At 58.9% G+C, this 19,578-nt stretch carries 15 protein-coding genes; 10 read left to right on the top strand and 5 right to left on the bottom strand.

Annotated features, from left to right (window positions below):
- The first annotated feature begins 78 nt into the window (after nucleotides 1-78).
- From ACR3E6_RS19855 to ACR3E6_RS19835, 5 genes are read left to right on the top strand one after another with little or no spacing between them, the layout of a single operon-like run.
- On the top strand, nucleotides 79-3,279 hold the full coding sequence (locus ACR3E6_RS19855; protein ID WP_171635853.1) for an adenylate/guanylate cyclase domain-containing protein: 3,201 nt from the start codon (nucleotides 79-81) through the stop codon (nucleotides 3,277-3,279).
- A 52-nt stretch (nucleotides 3,280-3,331) separates the two neighbouring features.
- Entirely contained in the window at nucleotides 3,332-4,213 is an 882-nt protein-coding gene (locus ACR3E6_RS19850) for an encapsulin (protein WP_480488943.1), read from the top strand.
- A 14-nt stretch (nucleotides 4,214-4,227) separates the two neighbouring features.
- Nucleotides 4,228-5,052 carry a DUF3237 domain-containing protein gene (locus tag ACR3E6_RS19845; RefSeq protein WP_171723671.1) on the top strand — a complete coding sequence of 275 codons (825 nt, stop codon included), beginning with the start codon at nucleotides 4,228-4,230 and terminating at the stop codon, nucleotides 5,050-5,052.
- Nucleotides 5,045-7,168, top strand: a complete 2,124-nt coding sequence (locus ACR3E6_RS19840) for a hydroxysqualene dehydroxylase (RefSeq protein ID WP_171723670.1) — start codon at nucleotides 5,045-5,047, stop codon at nucleotides 7,166-7,168. Before ACR3E6_RS19845 ends, ACR3E6_RS19840 begins: the two co-directional genes overlap by 8 nt.
- 4 nt (nucleotides 7,169-7,172) lie before the next feature.
- The gene (locus tag ACR3E6_RS19835; RefSeq protein ID WP_480488941.1) at nucleotides 7,173-8,243 is read left to right on the top strand and encodes a polyprenyl synthetase family protein; all 1,071 of its coding nucleotides are present in this window, start codon (nucleotides 7,173-7,175) and stop codon (nucleotides 8,241-8,243) included.
- Here the strand turns inward: ACR3E6_RS19835 and ACR3E6_RS19830 are convergent.
- The 4 genes from ACR3E6_RS19830 to ACR3E6_RS19815 form a co-directional block, all read right to left on the bottom strand.
- A complete protein-coding gene (locus ACR3E6_RS19830; RefSeq protein WP_171364425.1) occupies nucleotides 8,234-8,602 on the bottom strand; it encodes a hypothetical protein in 369 nt (122 codons plus the stop codon). The two genes, ACR3E6_RS19835 and ACR3E6_RS19830, sit on opposite strands and share 10 nt — an antisense overlap.
- A 174-nt stretch (nucleotides 8,603-8,776) precedes the next feature.
- The gene (locus ACR3E6_RS19825; RefSeq protein WP_480488939.1) at nucleotides 8,777-9,556 is read right to left on the bottom strand and encodes a carnitinyl-CoA dehydratase; all 780 of its coding nucleotides are present in this window, start codon (nucleotides 9,554-9,556) and stop codon (nucleotides 8,777-8,779) included.
- Nucleotides 9,557-9,559: 3 nt separating this feature from the next.
- Nucleotides 9,560-11,575 (bottom strand): acetate--CoA ligase family protein, encoded by a 2,016-nt coding sequence (locus ACR3E6_RS19820; RefSeq protein ID WP_480488937.1) that lies wholly within the window; start codon nucleotides 11,573-11,575, stop codon nucleotides 9,560-9,562.
- A gap of 2 nt (nucleotides 11,576-11,577) precedes the next feature.
- Complete coding sequence (locus tag ACR3E6_RS19815; RefSeq protein WP_152460401.1) at nucleotides 11,578-12,738, bottom strand: acyl-CoA dehydrogenase family protein; 1,161 nt, start codon at nucleotides 12,736-12,738, stop codon at nucleotides 11,578-11,580.
- Nucleotides 12,739-12,836: 98 nt separating this feature from the next.
- Between ACR3E6_RS19815 and ACR3E6_RS19810 the strand changes: the two genes are divergently transcribed.
- Nucleotides 12,837-13,766, top strand: a complete 930-nt coding sequence (locus tag ACR3E6_RS19810; protein ID WP_480488935.1) for a GlxA family transcriptional regulator — start codon at nucleotides 12,837-12,839, stop codon at nucleotides 13,764-13,766.
- 54 nt (nucleotides 13,767-13,820) lie between these two features.
- Here ACR3E6_RS19810 and ACR3E6_RS19805 read toward each other — a convergent pair whose 3' ends face one another.
- Nucleotides 13,821-14,423: a helix-turn-helix domain-containing protein gene (locus ACR3E6_RS19805; RefSeq protein WP_171635839.1), complete on the bottom strand. Its 603-nt coding sequence runs from the start codon at nucleotides 14,421-14,423 to the stop codon at nucleotides 13,821-13,823.
- A 147-nt stretch (nucleotides 14,424-14,570) separates the two neighbouring features.
- Between ACR3E6_RS19805 and glyA the strand changes: the two genes are divergently transcribed.
- The 4 genes from glyA to ACR3E6_RS19785 are packed head-to-tail and all read left to right on the top strand — an operon-like array spanning nucleotide 14,571 to nucleotide 19,574.
- Nucleotides 14,571-15,824 (top strand): serine hydroxymethyltransferase, encoded by a 1,254-nt coding sequence (gene glyA / locus ACR3E6_RS19800; RefSeq protein ID WP_171635837.1) that lies wholly within the window; start codon nucleotides 14,571-14,573, stop codon nucleotides 15,822-15,824.
- An 11-nt stretch (nucleotides 15,825-15,835) separates the two neighbouring features.
- Complete coding sequence (gene lpdA / locus ACR3E6_RS19795; protein WP_480488933.1) at nucleotides 15,836-17,218, top strand: dihydrolipoyl dehydrogenase; 1,383 nt, start codon at nucleotides 15,836-15,838, stop codon at nucleotides 17,216-17,218.
- Nucleotides 17,219-17,231: 13 nt separating this feature from the next.
- Nucleotides 17,232-18,176, top strand: coding sequence for a lipoyl synthase (gene lipA, locus ACR3E6_RS19790; RefSeq protein ID WP_480488931.1), 945 nt, complete (start codon nucleotides 17,232-17,234; stop codon nucleotides 18,174-18,176).
- A gap of 24 nt (nucleotides 18,177-18,200) precedes the next feature.
- Nucleotides 18,201-19,574: an alanine/glycine:cation symporter family protein gene (locus ACR3E6_RS19785; protein WP_171119391.1), complete on the top strand. Its 1,374-nt coding sequence runs from the start codon at nucleotides 18,201-18,203 to the stop codon at nucleotides 19,572-19,574.
- Nucleotides 19,575-19,578 lie beyond the last annotated feature (4 nt).

Below are 19,578 nucleotides of genomic sequence, written 5' to 3'. Positions count from 1 at the left end.
TTTTGGATTATACATATACATTATGTTTATGTACTAAGGGGAAAACAGGGGGACAGTTATGGAAGGAGTCGCAAGCCAATGACGCGAGTCCTTGAGGCATCACCACGCATTTCAAAAGTCCTTCATCTGGCAGATCTGAATGACTATGCCACTCTGTTTCAGAGAGAGGGCGTGGACGACGACATTCTGGACGAATTGACTGATCCGGAACTGCGTGATCTCGGGTTGACGGTTGGTGAAAGGAAGCGCTTTCGAAAGGCGCAGGCCAGGCTGAAATCGCAGGAAGCGTCGAAGCGGCCCGAAGTCCAGTCCAAGGCCGAGCGTCGGCAACTGACTTTGGTTTTCTGCGATCTTGTGGGGTCGACACGGCTGGCTCAGCGATATGATCCGGAAGACCTGATGCAGATCATGAACCTGTATCTGGATACGGCGATCGGCACCTTGAAACAGCACGGCTGCCATCTGGCCTATCGGCAGGGCGATGGCATAATGGTGTATTTCGGATACCCGAAGGCCATGGAAGATGATGCCGAACGGGCCGTACGAGCCGTTTTGGAGACTATCGAGGCCGTTCAGAACCTTGAAAACGAGTTTGGAGAAAAGCTTGACCTGCGGGCAGGCATTGCGACCGGAATGGTTGTCGTGGGCGTTGTTTCTTCGAAAAGCTTGGGATCTCAGGACTTTCTGGTGGGTGAAACGGCGAATCTTGCATCCCGCTTGCAAGGGCTGGCCGAACCGGGTGAAGTGATCATTTCATCAGAGACCCGGAGGCTGACCCAGGGTGCCTTTGAATTCGAGCCACGCGGCAGCCACGAGCTGAAAGGCTTTGACAATCAGCGCAAAGTGTATCGCGTGGTGTCGGAAATCATGTCCACCAGCCGGTTCGACGCGCGGGTGGGTCAATCCGCGGTCGATCTTGTCGCCCGGCATGATGATCTTTCAACCCTGACCCGGCTTTGGAGCGAAGCGCAGGAAGGCTCGGGCCGGCTGGCGCTTGTCGGGGGGGCTGCGGGAATCGGCAAGTCGAGGCTGATCAAGTCACTGTCTGAAACAATCGGGGTCAAACCCTTTACATTGCAGTGCATCCCGCACCTGACCAGTCTTCCGCTGCACCCCATTGTCGGAGAATTGAGGCGCGTTTCCGGCGACAAATCAAATGACAGTATCCGGGCGGCGATTTCGGACTTCGTGCAATCGGCCTCACGGCTGAGTGACGCAGACTTGCCCGTTCTTCTGGATCTGGCAGGTATCGAGACCGGCGCCCCGTCAGAATCCGACCCGTTGAAGAAGGCGCGCAAATCCCTTGACGTGATGCTGCGCAGTCTGGGCAGCCTGTGTGACAGGCGCGGCACGTTGTTGTTGGTGGTCGAAGACGTTCATTGGGCCGATGCGACCACGTTGGATGTACTGGATGCGCTTGCATCCGCCTTGAGCAACTTTCCGGTACTGGTGGTTCTGTCGCACCGACCTGAATACGAACCTCCGGAACATTTCGAAAGCAGAGCCGCGCGCATTGATCTGTCTCCGCTTGGCAATACCGAGGCATCCGAACTGGTCCGGCGCGTGGCCGAGCCGTACAGCCTGCCTGTCATCCTGATCAGGCAGATCATCGAAAAGGCGGATGGCGTGCCGCTGTATATCGAAGAAATGACAAAGGCGGTTCTGGACCAGCTGCCCCAGGATGCCCCGATCAACGCCGAGGTTCTGGATGCGCTGAGCGTCCCGGCCACCCTTCAGGACTCGCTGATGTCGCGTCTTGACCGTATGGAACATGCTAAACCAGTCGCCCAGCTCGGATCGGTCATCGGGCGCAGTTTCACCGCTCAGATGATCCACGCGGTGGCGCATGAAGACATGGATGTGGAAAGCGCCCTCATGCAGCTTATGGCGGCTGGCGTCGTGCTGATCACCAGCGATTCAGGGTCGGCCACATACACGTTCAACCACGCGCTGGTTCAGGATACGGCCTATAATTCGTTACTGCGGGAAGACCGGCAGAAGGTGCATCTGAAAATCGCCCAAGCATTGCTGGACGGTCACAAAGCATTCGGCAGCCCGGCTCCTGATACTGTCGCGCATCATTGCGATCTTGGCGGATTGAAGGATGAGGCTGTCACGAATTGGGTCACGGCAGGTGAACTGGCGTTGTCCCGACTGGCAAACCTGCCCGCGATTTCCGCTTTCCGGGCCGCCCTGCGCAACATCGGAACTATGAAGGTCAACGCGGATCGCGATGGCTTCGAACTTCGGGTTCAAATGAACATTCTGCCCGCCTATATGGCGATTTACGGATGGTCGTCCGATCAGGTCGGCGAGACTGCCGCCCGGGCGATGGAACTGGCCCAGTCTTTGGGCGACGGCGAGACGCTTTTTGCCGCAACCTTCTGCCGTTGGACCCATTTCTTTGTTGCCGGTCAGATGAACCGAGCGATGGAAATGGGACAAGCGCTGGATATGATGGCCGGCATGTCCGACGACCCCGTCGCCAATGTGCTGGCGGCACGGGCGCTGAGCTTTACTCATTACTTCCGCGGGGAATTTTCGGAATGCGAACAACAGCTGGAACGCGCATTCGCCCTGATCACACCCGAGCTGGATATGGCCATGATGCCCATGACCCAGTCTTCCACTGCCGCGTCATTGCTGGCCATTCAGGGATGCCTGCTGTGGCAACAAGGAAAGTTCGAAAAAGCCGAGGCCGCGCGTCTGGAATCCATCGAGGTCAGCAGAGCGCTGAACCACGCACCCAACCTTGTCTACGTGATGGGCGCTTGCAGCATGTTCCTGCCCTATGCGGGGGAATGGGACCGGCTTGACGTAACGATGAAAGAAGCCAGAAAAGTCGCGGATGAGGAAGGGTTTCTTTACCTTCACGCGATGCAGGACATCTATATGGGTCTCGCGCAGGCCGGAAAGGGCGATATCGCAGGTGTTCCGGAACGCATCGAGACATGCATGAACCTGATTTCCAAATCTGGTGGAAACTTTACTTTTCCTCAGAATCAGATTGTTCTGTCTGAGTTGATGATTGATCACGGAGATGTTGATCAGGCTTTGGACCGGCTGGAAACCGTTTGCATTCCCGGCTGGGAGCGCGGCGAGACGTTGAACAAACCTGAATATCACCGTGTGCGAGCAAAGGCTTTTGCCGCAAAGGGGGACTTGGACGCTGCAATCAGCGAGGCGGAAAAAGCGCTTTCGCTTGCGCGGGATTGCCGTGGAGTTGTTCAGGAGCAGCGGGCCCGCGATCTGCTGGGCAGATTGAAAGAAGAAAAATGAACAAGATTGACTGCCCCGCCAAATTGGGCAGCAGCACCGAGAGGGATTTGCAATGACCGATGCATTGGATTGGAATGAAGATCAGTGGAGCGCCGTGAAAAAGGCCGTCCATGATGAGGCGCTTCGCGCCCGAGTGGCCGCCAGTTTCCTGCCCCTGTACGGACCGCTGCCCGCTGACACGCAGTCCGTCCCGCTGAACAAGCTGGATCTGGTCGAGAACTCATCTGGTGCATCCAAAGAACGTCTTGACGTGAACGACTATGACACGCTGCGCCTTACCACCGTATCGGTGAACGTGTACCTGAAAGGCGCACAGGTGGCTGATCCGGAACTGACGGCGGCTCAGATCATGTTCCGCCGAGCGGCCGCCGTTGTGGCACGGGTAGAGGATGACATCATTTTCAACGGTCAACCCGGCACCGGACAGGCCCCCAAACACGCCGGCGGCGCGCACGCCTCATTGCCGCAGATCTATACGATCAGCGGCGGTGGCAAATATCCGGGATTGCTTGAAGCGGGCGAAGGCAAAACCAAATCCACGACCAAAAAGAACTACAGCGGAACCGATGTTTTCGAGGCCGTCGTCGAGGGCATCAGCACGCTAGAAACGCATGGCTATCTGGGCCCCTATGCCTGTGTGATGGGCAACGGTCTGTTCCGTGCGGTCACGACCCCGCTGCCGAATTCGATGGTACTGCCACGTGACAGCATTCTCCCGTTCCTGGACGGGCCGTTGCTGCGTTCCAGCACCCTGCCCCAGGACAAGGCAGTCCTTGTGTCCCTGCTGGGTGCACCGGTTGAAATCGTCGTGCCCTCGGATATCGCCGTGAAGTATCTGCAAACCTCTGCCGAGGGCGAGCACGTCTTCCGCGTGCAGCAGAAGTTCCATCTCAGGATCAAGGAAGCTGAGGCCGTCCGCACCATAACCTGTTGACCGGAGATCGGGTCGTGCGCGAGTTTTCAGATCGGGGCGTGACGCTGCGTTGGTCCGAGGCGATCAACGCAGACGGTCTCAGTCGGGTGTTGGTGGAAGCCGGTCCATCCGTGTCGTCGCATGACACGCTACGTCTGATCTGTTCGGAAGATGGCGGCGCCGAGCGTGCCATTCGCGGGTGGCCCTTGTTGCGGGACCCGCAAACCGGGTTTCAACAATTCGCAGCCATTCTGCCGTCGGTCAAACAGGAAAAAACTTTTTCCTGGCGTCCGGTGCTGACGTCGGGAGGGCGCGAGTTTGACCCCGGGCCCGAAAAAGAAATTGAACCTGCCGCGCCAGAACCGGCAAAAACCACAGTGACGTCGCCGGTATTGGAACATGTTGCCAAATTTCTGGTGCCGTTCGATAGCAGCTTTCATCCCTCGGGCGAGACGCCGGATGGGGTTTGGCTGCATTTCGCCATCAAAGAAGGGGGCACCGTCGAAGGCCCACATCTAAAGGGGACGATCGAGCCGATCGGAGGAGACTGGATGCGCGTGCGGCCCGATGGTGTGGGGCTGCTTCATGCAAAGGCGCTTATCAGACCGTCCATCGGACAAGCCCCGATCCTATTCGAAGATACGGGTGTGTGTGACTTCGGCCCGGACGGATATGCGGCATTGTCCAAGGGCAATCTGCCCGCTTCGGCTCCGGTACGGCTTGCACCGCGTTACCTGACCTCGAATCCGCATTACAGCTGGATGAATCGGGTGCAGGGTTTTGGCATTGGCGAAGCCAGCCTGTCAGACATCACCCTGCGCTTTGACGTCTATTCCGCGAAAGGAATTTCCGATGCCTGACAAGGTTGTCATTCTTGGGGGAGGCGTGGCTGGCATGAGCGCCGCGCACGAACTGATTGAACGCGGCTTCGAGGTAGAAATCCACGAACGCCAGCTGATCCCCGGCGGCAAGGCCCGAAGCATCCCCGTGATGAAGGGTGAAGGGGATCATGGCTCGAAAGCGAAACACATCAAGGCACTGGAAAAATGGGCCGAGATGGATGGAGCCAATTATCCGCCCGGCGTGAAACGGCCCTGGCTGCCCGGTGAACATGGGTTCAGGTTCTTTCCGAACTTTTATCGGCATATCACCGACACGATGGCCCGAACGCCGTATTACGACAAGGGCACATGCTTTGACAATCTTGTCCCGACCACGCAAGTTCTGGTCAGCCAGTTTGACAAGCCCGGCATCATTGTCCCGGAACGGTTCCCCCGCACGCTCAAGGATGTTGCGGATGCCTTCAAGACCATTGCCTTCGCGCTTTCGCCGAGGGACCAGATTGCGTATGAGGATGTCGAGCATTTTGTCGCCTGCATGTGGCGGATCGCGAGCTCTTGCAAGGAACGCCGGTTCGACGAATATGAACGGATCGGTTGGTGGGATTTCATCGGTGCGCAGGACCGCTCGGAAGCCTATCAGAAGTTCCTTGCCATCGGCCTGACCCGTTCGTTGGTGGCCGCCAAGGCCACGACGGCAAGCACGAAGACAGTGGGGGACATTGCGGTTCAGCTTCAGCTGGGCATTGCCACGCCCGAACCCCACTGCAACAGGCTGCTGAACGGGCCCACCAATCTTGTCTGGATTCAACCGTGGCTGGATTACCTGACAAGCAAGGGGGTCGTGTACAATTTTGACTCCAAAGTCACCGGAATCGAGTGCCGGAACGGTAAGATCATTGGCGCAACGGTCGAACAGGATGGTGAAGAAAAGCAGGTCACGGGGGATTGGTTCATCAGCGCCATGCCGATTGAACGCATGGCACCGCTTGTGACCCCGGAAATGATGGCGGTTGACCCTGCACTTGCCAAACTGCCTTTGCTGGCCGATGACGTGCAATGGATGAACGGCATTCAGTTCTATCTGACCAAGGATGTCGAGCTGACCCATGGCCACGTCATTTTCATCGACAGCCCATGGGCTTTGACGGCTGTGTCGCAAAAACAGTTCTGGCCGGGGATCAATTTCGAAAACTGGGCCGAAGGAAAGACCAAAGGCCTGCTGTCAATCGATATCTCCGAATGGGACAAGCCGGGGCTGAACGGAAAAACCGCGCGCGATTGCACCCGGGAAGAGATCGCAAAAGAGGTTTGGGAACAGCTCAAGCGCAGCATCAACGTGGATGGCCAAACCATTCTGCGGGACGAGGATATGCACTACTGGTTCCTCGATCCTGATATCGTTCAAGACCCGAACGACCCCAAGCGTCAAAGCAATGTCGAACCCTTGTTGGTCAACCGTATCAACAGCTGGCGCTTGCGCCCGGATGCGGCCACATTGATCCCGAATTTCTTCCTGGCATCGGATTACGTCCGCACTTTTACCGACCTTGCCACGATGGAAGGGGCGAACGAGGCCGCGCGTCGGGCCGTCAACGCCATTCTTCAACGCAGTGGATCGGATGCCGAGCCCTGCCAGATCTGGGACCTGCACGAGCCCGACATCCTGAAACCGCTGCGCGCTTATGATTACGCCCGCTATCAGGCTGGCCTTCCGTGGGACAACCGGTTCGCGGTTGCGGTCGAAGCCGCGCTGAAAATGGGTCAGGACACGGCAGGAGTTGATCGTGGCGGTGATGGCCCTCTTGCCGCCATAGGGGAACCGGCGGCGGAATATTCAAAACCCGGCGGCATCACCGAGGAGCCAGCCATTGCCGAAGCGCTTCGAATGATCTGCCCCCCGAAAGAGCTGTTCGACCTCATCGCGAACTACGAGCCCACCGCGGATCTGCCGATCCCGGGGGATGAGCTGGCGGAAGATGTCGCGTATGATCTGGGTCGGGACAGTGGTCAATCAGGTGCCTTGTCCAGGGCGTTGCCAATTTCTGACGAACCGCTTTCTGCGCTTGGCGCCGGTCCGGAACGATCCGGCGCGCGGGAAAACAAAAGCCGCGTGATCATCATCCAGAAGGGCTGAGCCTGTGAAATCCGGAACCGCGCATTTGGATCCTGCGGCGAAACAGGATTTTCTAAAAACCCTGACCTTCTACGGGGATCAGGCGCGCGAAACGCTTTTGGGCCTGTTGCCGACGGGTGAGCCTCAGGCCTATCTGTATGGCCCGATGCGCGATTACATCGAAACCTCGGGCAAGGGCCTGAGGCCTGCCCTGCTGTTGGCGACATGCGAAGCCTTCGGCGGAAACAGCGAGAATGCAAGGGTCTCGGCTGCGGTTCTTGAGCTGTTGCACAACGCTTTTCTGATCCACGACGACATCGAAGATCAAAGCGATTTCCGGCGCGGGCGCGAATGTATGCACAAGCGGCTTGGGGTTCCCCTGGCGATCAATACCGGCGATGGGATGCAATCGCTTGCCCTGCGTCTGCTGCGTCAGAACCTGGGGCCGTTGGGCCTGGAAACCGGTATGCGCGTGGTGGATGAGTTCGACCATCTGTTGCAGCAATCCATCGAAGGTCAGGCGCTGGAGCTTGGCTGGATCCGCGACAATCGTTTGAACGTCGATGCATCAGATTATCTGAGGATGTGTCTGAAAAAGACCTGCTGGTACAGTTTCATTCACCCGATGCGCATCGGGGCCCTGATTGCGCGGCCACATGATGTCGCGTCCGGTGCGCTGAATCTGGATGATTTCAACGCCTTCGGCTTTTTCCTGGGTGCGGCGTTTCAGATTCAGGACGACGTCTTGAATCTCGTCGGCTCACAGGACAATTACGGCAAGGAAATCGGCGGCGACATCTATGAAGGCAAACGCACGCTGATGCTGGGCCAGCTTGGCCTGAAAGCGGAAGAGCCTGAACAGGCACGGTTGGCCGAGATGTTGTCAAACCCGCGTGATGCCCGGTCGACGCAAGATGTCGCCTGGGTGCTGGAGCGCATGAACCATTACGGCAGCATCCGCTATGCGCAGGACGCAGCGAATGATCTGCTGGCTGCGGCCCGGAATGAGTTCGCGCGGGTGTTCGCGGGCACAGAAGACGCGCCGCGCGCATTTCTGGGACAGTTCATGGACTATCTGGTGACCCGTCAGGTCTGAGCGCCCGCCACCTCGAAAATCACCACAACCGAGGTTTGGTCCGTTCCTGTACAGGCGATCCGACCGTGATATTCTCCGGGTTTGGAGAGGTCGGGTATGGTCACCGCAACAGCAACATCCGTTGCTTCCCCCGGTTCAAGCTGGATTTGTGGCGGGATCACACTGATGCGGTTGGCCGGCAGAATGTCGCCGTTCGGATTGGTCAGATCACCCGGTTCGAACTGCATCTGAACAGGTGCCGCGCCTTCGGGTGCTTCAAAGGACAGCAGAATGGTGGCGGTGCTGCCGGGGTGACAGGATTTGCGACACCTGAACGGACCGTCCAGATGTTGCCGCGGGCCCCGCTCTGTTTCGAGCACGCGGCGCGCTATATCGGAAATCGGTTGATTGTCGGGCTGCGGCGCAATCGGGCTGACCGCCCGAGATGCACTAACATATGGTTTTCGTTCGAAATACGGCATGCCTAACTGTGCACGTGCCGTGCGGATCAGTAAATGGTAAATTCACGCTCTGCTATCACGGTAAACGTCTGCCTATTTTCCTTTCCAGACCGGGTCTCTTTTCTCGGCAAAGGCGCGCGCGCCTTCCAGCTGATCTTCGCTGGCATAGAGAACGTCCACGGTTCTGAGCTGACGCTTGGTGATGCGGTTCATGGCATCCTGAAACTTGGCATCTTCGGCATCGCGTACGATTTCCTTGATCGCAGCATAAACCAGGGGCGGTCCTGAGGCCAACAACCGGGCCAGTTCCCAGGCGCGATCCATCAGTTGATCCAAGGCGACGATCTCGTTCACTAGACCCCAGCGATTGGCTTCCTTTGCGTCGAACCACCGGCCGGTAAGCAGCAACTCCATCGCGATGTGGTAAGGGATGCGCTTGGGCAGTTTGACGCTGGCCGCATCCGCGACAGTCCCCGAGCGGATTTCCGGCAGGGCGAACGTGGCGTGGTCGGCGGCAAGGATCATGTCGGCTGACAAGGCCAGCTCCAGCCCGCCGCCACAGGCGATGCCGTTGACGGCCGCGATCACAGGTTTGTTCAGGTCGCGCAGCTCTTGCAAGCCGCCGAACCCTCCGACGCCATAATCCCCGTCTACCGCATCCCCGTCGGCCGCTGCTTTCAGGTCCCAGCCCGGGCAAAAGAACTTCTCTCCGCCGCCCGTCAGAATGGCCACGCGCAGCTCTGGATCGTCGCGAAACGCGGCGAATACCTCACCCATCCTGCGGCTGGTGACAAGATCGATGGCGTTGGCCTTGGGCCGGTCCAGAGTCACCTCAAGGATCGCTCCGTCGCGGCGGGTTTTGATCGGGTCCATATCTCAGGCCTTTCTTATCAGAGCATCCACGGCAACGGCCTTGTCCGGCGTGCACAGGAGCGGGTTAATCTCGACCTCGCCAAGCGTGTCGGCATTTTGCATGACATAGGCCTGAACTGCCTCGACTGCGGCGATGATTGCATCCATATCAGCCGCCCGTTGGCCGCGATAGCCCGCCAAAAGCGGGGCAATTTTCAATTTGCCAAGCGCGGCACGGATGTCCTCGGGCGTGCTTGGCACCAGCACCGACGCCGTATCGCGCAGGATTTCGGTCAGTACGCCCCCCGCCCCCAATGTCAGGACAAACCCATGCGCCGGGTCACGAACGACACCGACCAGCAATTCGGCAACGGTTCCGGTGATCATCTCTTCGATCAGGATGCTATCTGTGCCAATTTCGGCTGCGACATCGGCCACATCCTCGGCCTTGATGCCCAGCCGAACAGCGCCGTGTTCGGATTTATGCGCAAGCCCAACACCTTTCACGGCAAAGGGGGCTTCCATGTCCTGCGCGGCCGAATGGACCTCTGCCGGGCCGCAAACCGTGCGGCTTTGCGGAACTCGCAGGCCGCATTCGGCCAGCGCCCGTTTCGATTCGCCTTCGGTCAGGGTTTGGGTCGCCTCAGCCGTTCTAGGCAACCAGACAGGATGCGCGGACGGGGGCGAAATCTGACCTGCGGCGCGCGTGGCCGCCAGTGCTTCGCGCAATCCCATGAATGGAACGACACCACCGGCCATCAGGTCTTGCGCGACGTCTTCAGACAGAAGTTCAGGCAGCGTCGCAACAATCGCAAACCGGGCGCCGGTTTCGGCACGCACTCTCAACGCAGCTCGGGTCGCGCAACTCCAGTCGGTCGGATCCGTCGTCGGATAGTCTACGATCGAGAACGTCAGGTCGATGTCGTCACCCGTCATGCCCGACCAGGCCTGTGCCATCGCCTCTTCATCGCGCCAGATATACGTGTGATAATCCAGCGGATTGTTCAACGCGACCATAGGGCCAAGCGCGTCACGCAAGCGCGCCCTTTTGTCATCGCTCAACTGCGGAAAACTCAGGCCGGTGCCGACGGCCATGTCTGCGATCAGGCTCGCCTCACCCCCCGAACAGCTGATCGACGCGATGTTACCCCCGGGGAGCGGCCCGTAGCAGTGCAGCAGTTTCAACGTTTCTAGGAAATCCGGCAACGTCGAAAGACGCGGGATGCCCAATCGGTCCAGCAGCGCCTGCGCGCCTGCATCGCTGCCCGCGAGAGACGCGGTATGAGAGACGGTTGCGGCCTGTGCCTGTTCGGATGCACCGACTTTGAGGGCGACCAGCGGGATGCCCTTTTCGTGGGCCTTCGCGGCCAGCGCCTCCCATTCCCGGATGTCCTTGAACCCTTCGATATGCAGACCCGCGGCGGTTACGCGCGGATCATCGATCAAGGCCGAGGCGAGGTCGGCCTGGCTGGTTTGGGCCATGTTTCCGCATGCCATCATGTAGGCAATTGGCAACCCACGTTTCTGCATGGTCAGGTTGATCGAGATGTTCGAACTTTGCGTCAGGATCGCCACGCCCTTGTCCACAGGGGTGGCCCCGTGCTGGTCCGGCCACAACAGCGCCCCATCCAGCGCGTTGATGAAGCCATAGCAGTTCGGGCCAAGAATGGGCATGTCACCGGCTGCGGCAATCAGTTGATCCTGCAAGTCCCCGCCGGTGTCATCTTCGGCAACGGCCTCGGAAAAGCCCGATGCAAAGCACACCGCCCCACCTGCGCCCATACTGGACAGGACACGAGCGGCCTCGATGGTGGCGTGGCGGTTGATCCCGATGAAAACCGCATCCGGGGCTTCGGGCAGGTCTTCGATGTGGGCATAAACCTTGTGTCCTGCAATTTCAGACGCTTTGGGATGCACCGGCCAGATTTGACCGGCATAGCCCATGCGTTCGGATTGCAGAACAACCTGCTGACACCACGCGCCGCCACCGATGACGGCGATGGATTTCGGGCGCAGCAGCCGGGTCAGGTCTTCGTTCATGGTCAGGCGCCCAAGGGACGCAGAAGATCGCGGCTGATGATGTGGCGCTGAATTTCGCTGGTGCCGTCCCAGATGCGCTCGACCCGGGCATCGCGCCAGAACCGTTCGATCGGGAAATCGTCCATCAAACCCATACCCCCGAAGATTTGCAGTGTGGTATCCGTCACCCGCGCCAGCGTTTCCGAGGCATAGAGCTTGGCCGAGGCAATCTCGCGGTTTGATGGCAGATTTTGGTCCAGACGCCACGCGGCCGCGAGTGTCAGCCAATCGGCGGCATCGATCTCGGTAATCATGTCGGCGATCTGGAAACCGACGCCCTGAAACTTACCAATAGGCTGGCCGAACTGCTTGCGCTCGGCCGCATAGTTCAGCGCATAGTCAAAGCAGCGCCGCGCGCGACCGACCGAGAACGCCGCAACCGTCAGGCGGGTTGCGTAAAGCCATTCGTTCATCACGGCAAAGCCGCCATCAACCTCGCCCAAGACCTGTGCATCGGGCAGACGGCAGTTGTCGAAATACAGGATATAGTTCTTGTAGCCCTTGTGGCTGACCGAGTTGTAGCCCTCGCGCACTTCAAACCCCGGCGTACCGCGATCCACCAGGAAAGTGGTGATGCGTTTCTTCGGGCCCTTGGGGGTTTCGTCCACGCCGGTCGCGATGAAGACGATGAAGAAATCCGCATGTTCCGCGCCCGAGATGAAATGTTTCGATCCGTTGACAACCCAGTCGCCGCCATCGCGCACCGCCTGGCATTTCATACCACGCACATCCGAACCCGCATCCGGTTCGGTCATCGCCAGGGCGTCCATCTTGTCACCACGTACGGCAGGCAGAAGATACCGTTCGCGCTGCTCGTCGTTGCAGGCCATCAGGATGTTCTGCGGGCGCCCAAAGAAATGCGTCAGTGCCATTGACCCGCGGCCAAGCTCGCGCTCGACCAAGGTGAAATCCAGATGAGACAGACCTGCGCCGCCGACTTCCTCGGGGAAGTTGCAGGCATAAAAGCCCAGATCGATACATTTCTGCTTGATCTGCTCACCCAGCTCAGGAGGCACGGTTCCCGAACGCTCGACCGCGTCTTCATGCGGGTAGATTTCGTTTTCAACAAAGCTTCGGACCGTCGAGACGATCATGTCCTGTTCTTCTGTCAGACCAAACTGCATGGCGCGTGTTCCCTGGATCGGTGGTTGACCAACCAAACGCCATCGCTCAAGGTCACGGCATGCAGAGTTGATATCAAATCATGCCAAATTCGAAAATTTTGACGCGACAATACAACATCCTGCTCTTCAACGGGTTTTCGAACCATTGCCTTGCAAACATGGTCGAACCGCTCAGGGCTGCGAACAACCTGTCGAGGCAGGTTTTGTATTCGTGGTGTTTCTGCTCCATTGACGGAGACCCCGTTCAAAGTTCCAGCGGCCTTGTCGTTACACCGAATGGTTCAATCTTGGATCAGCAAGGCGACGTTCTGGTGGTCATGCCGTCTTATGGGTATCGCAAGTTGGACACGCGATCGACCACGCGCACCGTGCTGGCTGCGGCCCGAAAACACCGGCAAGTGGCCGGATTGGATACCGGCAGTTGGCTGCTGGCCCGCGCCGGTTTGCTGGATGAGCACCGGGCGACCATTCACTGGGACGAGCTTTCCCGGTTCGAAGAAAGTTTTCCGGCCGTGGATGCGGTGCAGGAACGTTTTGTCATCGATGGCAACAGGCTGACCTGTTCTGGGGCGATGGCCGCGTTCGATCTGGCCTCGGCCCTGATCCGCAAGGATCACGGCCCCCTTTTGTCCATGGAAGTCGGGCATCTTCTGATGAGCCGAAATGGGCAGGATCATTACCCTTTGCCTCTGAAGTCCGAAGACACTTTGGTCAATCGCGCACTGGCTGTCATGCAGGCGAACCTTGAAACACCTCTTTCGATCAGGGAACTGGCCCGCAAGATCGGGTGTTCACAAAAGCGGATCGAAATGCGCGTTCAGGCAGAGCTCAAAACCACGCCGCAGGCGCTGTATCGTCGGCTGAGGCTTAACCTTGCACGCAATCTGGCAGAAGATACCGAGCAGTCCATCGCCGAAATCGCCGGTCGTTGCGGATATGAAAACGCCAGCGCCATGACGCGAGCGTTCAAGGCAGAATTCGGCCAGACACCGACGGCGTTTCGCCACCGGAGCTTGTCTGACGGCTGAATGGGGTGCGCATGGCGATGCCCGCTTTCCTGGAAAACCAAAGAACCCTGGGGGCTATTCCAGCGAAACCCACAGCACCTTTGCGTTTTCTTCGCTGGTCGAAATACACCCATGCCCCATTCCGCTGTCATAATAAAGCGAGTCACCGGCCTTCATTGGCAAGGGGCGGTAGTGTTCAGACACGAAGATAAGTTCACCGCTGAGCACATACATGAATTCTTCTCCGGAATGTCGGATCCACGTCTCGAATTCCGACAGGTCACGCGCCTTGATAGTCGCGATATAGGGCAGCATCCGCTTGCTGGTCAGTTCGGGGCAAAGCAGTTCATGCAGGTAAGTGGGCGTATTCTTGATTTCCCCCTCGCCTTTCGGAGTGAAATCACGGCGGCCTGAAATGCCGGATTGACCCGACTGAAGAAACAACTGCGGGGTGCTCATATCCAGGGCCTGAGTCAGACGCCGTACGATGTCAAAGCTTGGCTTTGTCTGGTTGTTTTCGATCTTGGACAGCGTCGACCGCCCGATACCCGCAGCGCGGCCGGCTTCTTCCAGAGTCCACCCTTTCGCGCGCCGAGCATCGCGGATGGACCGGCCCAGAGCCTCTCCTTCATCCAGATCTTCCTGTCCGGAAACATCATTTCTGCTTTCGTCGCCCATTTAATTCCCCCTGTTTTATCAAAGGTTACATGCCTCCCGGTAAATACGCAACTTCTTGAATAAGAGATTTTTGTTGCCTAAAGCACATTATTTCCCTTATAGGAAACAAAGTTTCGTACTAAGGATTCGGGGCAAAAGGAGGAGACCATGTTCAAAACGTCGCTGATTGAGGCAGATCCCGTCATTGCCGCGTCCATTTCGCGCGAGGGTGAACGCCAAGCGGAACAGATCGAGTTGATCGCCTCGGAGAACATTGTCTCGAAGGCCGTGATCGAAGCTCAGGGTTCGGTCTTGACCAACAAATACGCCGAAGGCTATCCGGGCCGCCGCTATTATGGCGGCTGCGAATATGTCGATGAGGTCGAAGTCGAGGCGATCGAACGCCTCAAGAAGCTGTTTGGCTGTGAATATGCCAACGTTCAGCCCCATTCCGGCGCACAGGCCAACGGGGCCGTCAAGTTGGCGTTGTTGAACCCGGGCGATACCATTCTTGGCATGTCGCTGGACGCAGGTGGCCATCTGACCCACGGTGCGAAACCGGCGCAGTCCGGCAAATGGTTCCGGCCCGTGCAGTACGGCCTGACCGATGCAGGGCTGATCGATTATGATCAGGTTGCCGAATTGGCGCGGGCGGAAAAGCCCAGGCTGATCATCGCAGGCGCATCCGCCTACTCGCAAAAGATCGACTTTGCCAGATTCCGTAAAATCGCGGACGAGGTTGGCGCATGGTTGCTGGCTGATATGGCTCATATTGCCGGATTGGTGGCGACCGGCCTGCACCCCTCGCCTGTAGGGCACGCACATGTCGTGACCTCGACCACGCACAAAACGCTGCGCGGGCCTCGTGGTGGCATCATCCTGACCAATGACGAGGCGCTGGCGAAAAAGATAAATTCTGCCGTCTTCCCCGGCCTACAGGGTGGCCCGCTGATGCACGTCATCGCAGGCAAGGCGGTGGCTTTTGGCGAGGCGCTGAAACCCGAATTCAAGGAATACATGCAGCGCGTCGTTGACAGCGCATCGGCCTTGGCAAGCGTCATGATGGCGCGCGGATGTGATATCGTTTCCGGCGGCACCCAGAACCACCTGATGTTGGTCGACCTGAGACCTTTGGGCGTCACCGGTAAGGACGCCGAAGCCGCGCTGGAGCGCGCCGGGTTTACCTGCAACAAAAACAGCGTTCCCGGAGATCCGGAAAAACCCACCATCACCAGCGGCATCCGTCTGGGCACCGCCGCCGGGTGCAGCCGTGGCTTTGGCCCGGAAGAATTCAGGAGGATCGGCCATCTGATCGGTGATGTTCTGGACGCGCTCGCGCAGTCACCGGAAGGTGACGAAGCCGTCGAACAGGAAACCCGCAAACAGGTTCGCGCTCTTTGCGCAAGCTACCCGATCTACTGAAAGTACGCGAAATGAATACCTATGACCTCATCGTTATCGGGGGCGGACCGGGTGGCTATGTTGCCGCGATCCGCGCGGCTCAGCTGGGGCTGAAAGTGGCCTGTGTCGAAGGGCGCGGCGCACTGGGCGGTACCTGTCTGAACGTGGGGTGCATCCCCTCCAAAGCGTTGCTGACCTCCTCGGCCAAATATGCCGAGCTTGCACATCTCTCCTCCCATGGCATTGCGGTCGAGGGGGCCAGCATCGACGTCAGTGCGATGATGGGGCGCAAGGACAAGATCGTCGGTGATCTGACCAAGGGCATCGCATTCCTGTTCAAGAAGAACGGCGTCGATCTGATTGAAGGATGGGCCAGCATCCCGGCCACTGGTCAGGTCAAGGTCGGCGACAGCACATACGAAGCAAAGAACATCCTGATTGCGACAGGATCCGAGCCGACCTCACTGCCGGGGATCGAGATTGATGAGCAGGATGTGCTCAGTTCGACCGGTGCAATCGCGTTGGAACGCGTGCCGGATCATCTGGTTGTGATCGGTGCAGGTGTGATCGGTCTGGAACTTGGGCAGGTCTGGGCGCGTCTGGGCGCCAAGGTCACCGTGGTCGAATATCTGGATCGCGTTTTGCCCGGCATCGATGGCGAGATCGCCAAGCTGGCGCAGCGGGCCCTGTCAAAACGCGGTTTGAAATTCCAACTGGGCCGTGCTTTGAAGTCTGTCGATAAAACCGATACGGGTTTGTCGCTGACGGTGGATCGTGTTGGCAAGGACAAGGAAGAAGTGATCGAGGCCGACAAGGTTCTGATCGCTGTGGGCCGTCGCCCGGTGACGCGCGGGCTTGGGCTGGAAGAGCTGGGCGTGGCCGTGAACCCGCGTGGCTTCATCGAAGTCGACAGCACATTCCAGACGTCGGTGCCCGGTATCTATGCCATTGGTGACTGTGTTCCCGGCCCGATGCTGGCCCACAAGGCCGAAGAGGACGGTGTTGCCTGTGTCGAGATGCTGGCCGGCGAAGCCGGTCATGTCGATTACAACACCGTGCCGGGTGTGGTCTATACCGATCCCGAAGTGGCCTCGGTTGGTCAGACCGAAGAGGCTCTGAAAGACGCGGGCGTCGAATATGTTGTCGGCAAGTTTGCTTTCATGGCCAATTCGCGGGCACGCTCGACAGGTGAAACAGATGGCGCGGTCAAGGTTCTGGCCGGTTCCGACGGCAAGATCCTCGGGGCTCATATCTGTGGTGCCCATGGCGGCGATCTGATCGCCGAGTTGGTTCTGGCCATGTCCAAAGGTGCCGCGGTCGCCGATGTTGCAGCCTCGTGCCATGCGCATCCTGCCATGGGTGAGGCGGTCAAGGAAGCCTGTCTCGACGCCATGGGGCGTGCGATTCACGCTTAACGAGGTTTGCCAGATGACAATCCAGCTTAGACCACGCCACCCGGAAAAGGCCAAAAAGGCCGACAGCGTGATCCCGCGTAAGCCCAAGTGGATTCGCAAGAAAAAAGGTGACAGCGCCGCGTATTACGAAACCCGACGTCTGATGCGGGATCACGATCTGGCAACGGTCTGCGAAGAAGCGGCCTGCCCCAATATCGGCGAATGCTGGTCCAAGCGCCATGCAACCATGATGATCATGGGCGAGATCTGCACACGGGGCTGTTCGTTCTGCAATGTGGCCACCGGCCGCCCCGATGCGCTGGACGCGTTCGAACCCGGCCGGGTTGCGGCGGCGGTCAAGAAACTGGGCCTGCGCCACGTGGTGATTACATCTGTTGATCGCGATGATCTGGCCGATGGCGGGGCCGAGCATATCGCCCAGACAATCCGCGCCGTACGCCATCAGAACCCCGGCACCACTGTCGAGGTTCTGACCCCCGACTTCCTGGGCAAGGGCGACGCCGCAAATATCGTCTTTGACGCAGTGCCGGACGTGTTCAACCACAATCTGGAAACCGTCCCGCACCTGTATCCGACGGTTCGTCCCGGCGCGCGCTATTATGCGTCGCTGCGGCTGCTGGACGATGCCAAACGCTCGAACCCCGAGATTTTCACCAAGTCGGGTCTGATGGTCGGCTTGGGCGAAAGCCTCAACGACGTGCGTCAGGTGATGGATGATCTGCGCGCGGCCAATGTCGATTTTCTGACTGTCGGGCAGTATCTGCAACCGACGCCGAAACATCATCCGATTGACCGGTTCTGGTCGCCCGAGGAGTTCGCCCAACTGGAACAGATCGCTCGTTCCAAGGGCTTTTTGCACGTGTCAGCCACGCCGCTGACCCGTTCGTCGTTCCATGCGGACGAAGACTTTGCCGCCCTCAAGCAGGCCCGTCAGCGGGCCATCGCCACCGGGGCATAACCAAACGCAAATGGGAGGGAAACCATGGAAGCGTTAAATTCAATCGTAGGGGCCATCAATGGCGTCGTATGGGGGCCGATGATGCTGGTCCTCATCCTCGGCGTTGGCTTCTTCCTGCAGGTCGGGCTGAAATTCATGCCGATCCTGCGCATCGGCACAGGCTTCAGCCTGTTGTTCAAAGGCCGTGAAGGTCAGGGCGAAGGGCAGATCAGCCCGTTCAACGCACTGATGACTTCGCTGTCGGCGACCATCGGTACAGGTAACATCGCCGGTGTGGCCACTGCTGTCTTCCTGGGCGGTCCAGGCGCCTTGTTCTGGATGTGGATGACCGCCCTGGTGGGCATGGCCACCAAATATGCCGAAGCCGTCTGCGCGGTGAAATATCGCGAGAAAGACGAGCTGGGCAACTATGTCGGCGGTCCGATGTACTACATCAAGAACGGTCTGGGCGCGAAATGGGCCTGGCTGGGCGTGGCTTTCGCCCTGTTCGGCGCGGTTGCCGCCTTTGGCATCGGCAACGGTGTGCAGGCCAACGGTGTTGCTCAGGTGCTGGAAGCCAATTTTGGCCTGAACACCTCGGTCACCGGCGTTGTTCTGATGGTTCTGACTGCAGCCGTTATCCTGGGTGGTATCACCCGCATCGGTGCGGTTGCCGGTAAGCTGGTCCCCTTCATGGCCGTTGCCTATATCATCGCGGGCCTGCTGGTTCTGCTGATCAACATCGGCAACATCGGACATGCGCTGTCGCTGGTCTTTACCTATGCGTTCACCCCGTCCGCCGCAGAAGGTGGTTTCGCGGGTGCAGCCGTCTGGGCCGCCATCCGCTTCGGTGTGGCACGTGGTGTGTTTTCGAACGAGGCCGGTCTGGGTTCGGCCCCGATCGCGCATGCCGCTGCCGAGACCAAGGGTCCGGTCAACCAGGGCCTCATCGCGATGCTGGGTACGTTCATCGATACCATCATCGTCTGCTCGATCACCGGTCTGGCCATCATCGCGTCGGGGGCATGGACATCGGGTGAATCCGGTGCGGCGCTGACGAGCCACGCGTTCGAATTGTCGCTGCCGGGTATCGGCGGGTATCTGATCGCCATCGCGCTGTCGATCTTTGCCTTCACCACCATCCTCGGCTGGTCGTTCTACGGCGAGAAATGTGTCGAGTTCCTGCTGGGCGTGAAATCCCTGATGCCCTACCGCGTTCTGTGGATCGTGATGATCTACTTCGGCGCAACTGCGGATCTGGGCTTCATCTGGCTGCTGGCCGATACGCTGAACGCCATGATGGCCATCCCGAACCTGATCGCCCTGGCGCTGCTGAGCCCGATCGTCTTCAAACTGACGAAAGAGTTCTTCGCCTCGGGCGGCAAGTCCGAAGAGCCGGGCGGCACACCTGCCGAATAAGACC

This window comes from Ruegeria sp. AL3 (genome assembly GCF_056536065.1).
This window is presented reverse-complemented; position numbering and strand designations above follow the sequence as displayed.

Bases quoted from the DNA above. Each gene is read 5' to 3' on its own strand.
- ACR3E6_RS19855 (WP_171635853.1), top strand. From the start codon at position 79: ATGACGCGAGTCCTTGAGGCATCACCACGCATTTCAAAAGTCCTTCAT.
- ACR3E6_RS19850 (WP_480488943.1), top strand. From the start codon at position 3,332: ATGACCGATGCATTGGATTGGAATGAAGATCAGTGGAGCGCCGTGAAA.
- ACR3E6_RS19840 (WP_171723670.1), top strand. From the start codon at position 5,045: ATGCCTGACAAGGTTGTCATTCTTGGGGGAGGCGTGGCTGGCATGAGC.
- ACR3E6_RS19825 (WP_480488939.1), bottom strand. From the start codon at position 9,556: ATGGACCCGATCAAAACCCGCCGCGACGGAGCGATCCTTGAGGTGACT.
- ACR3E6_RS19820 (WP_480488937.1), bottom strand. From the start codon at position 11,575: ATGAACGAAGACCTGACCCGGCTGCTGCGCCCGAAATCCATCGCCGTC.
- ACR3E6_RS19815 (WP_152460401.1), bottom strand. From the start codon at position 12,738: ATGCAGTTTGGTCTGACAGAAGAACAGGACATGATCGTCTCGACGGTC.
- ACR3E6_RS19805 (WP_171635839.1), bottom strand. From the start codon at position 14,423: ATGGGCGACGAAAGCAGAAATGATGTTTCCGGACAGGAAGATCTGGAT.
- glyA (WP_171635837.1), top strand. From the start codon at position 14,571: ATGTTCAAAACGTCGCTGATTGAGGCAGATCCCGTCATTGCCGCGTCC.
- lpdA (WP_480488933.1), top strand. From the start codon at position 15,836: ATGAATACCTATGACCTCATCGTTATCGGGGGCGGACCGGGTGGCTAT.
- lipA (WP_480488931.1), top strand. From the start codon at position 17,232: ATGACAATCCAGCTTAGACCACGCCACCCGGAAAAGGCCAAAAAGGCC.
- ACR3E6_RS19785 (WP_171119391.1), top strand. From the start codon at position 18,201: ATGGAAGCGTTAAATTCAATCGTAGGGGCCATCAATGGCGTCGTATGG.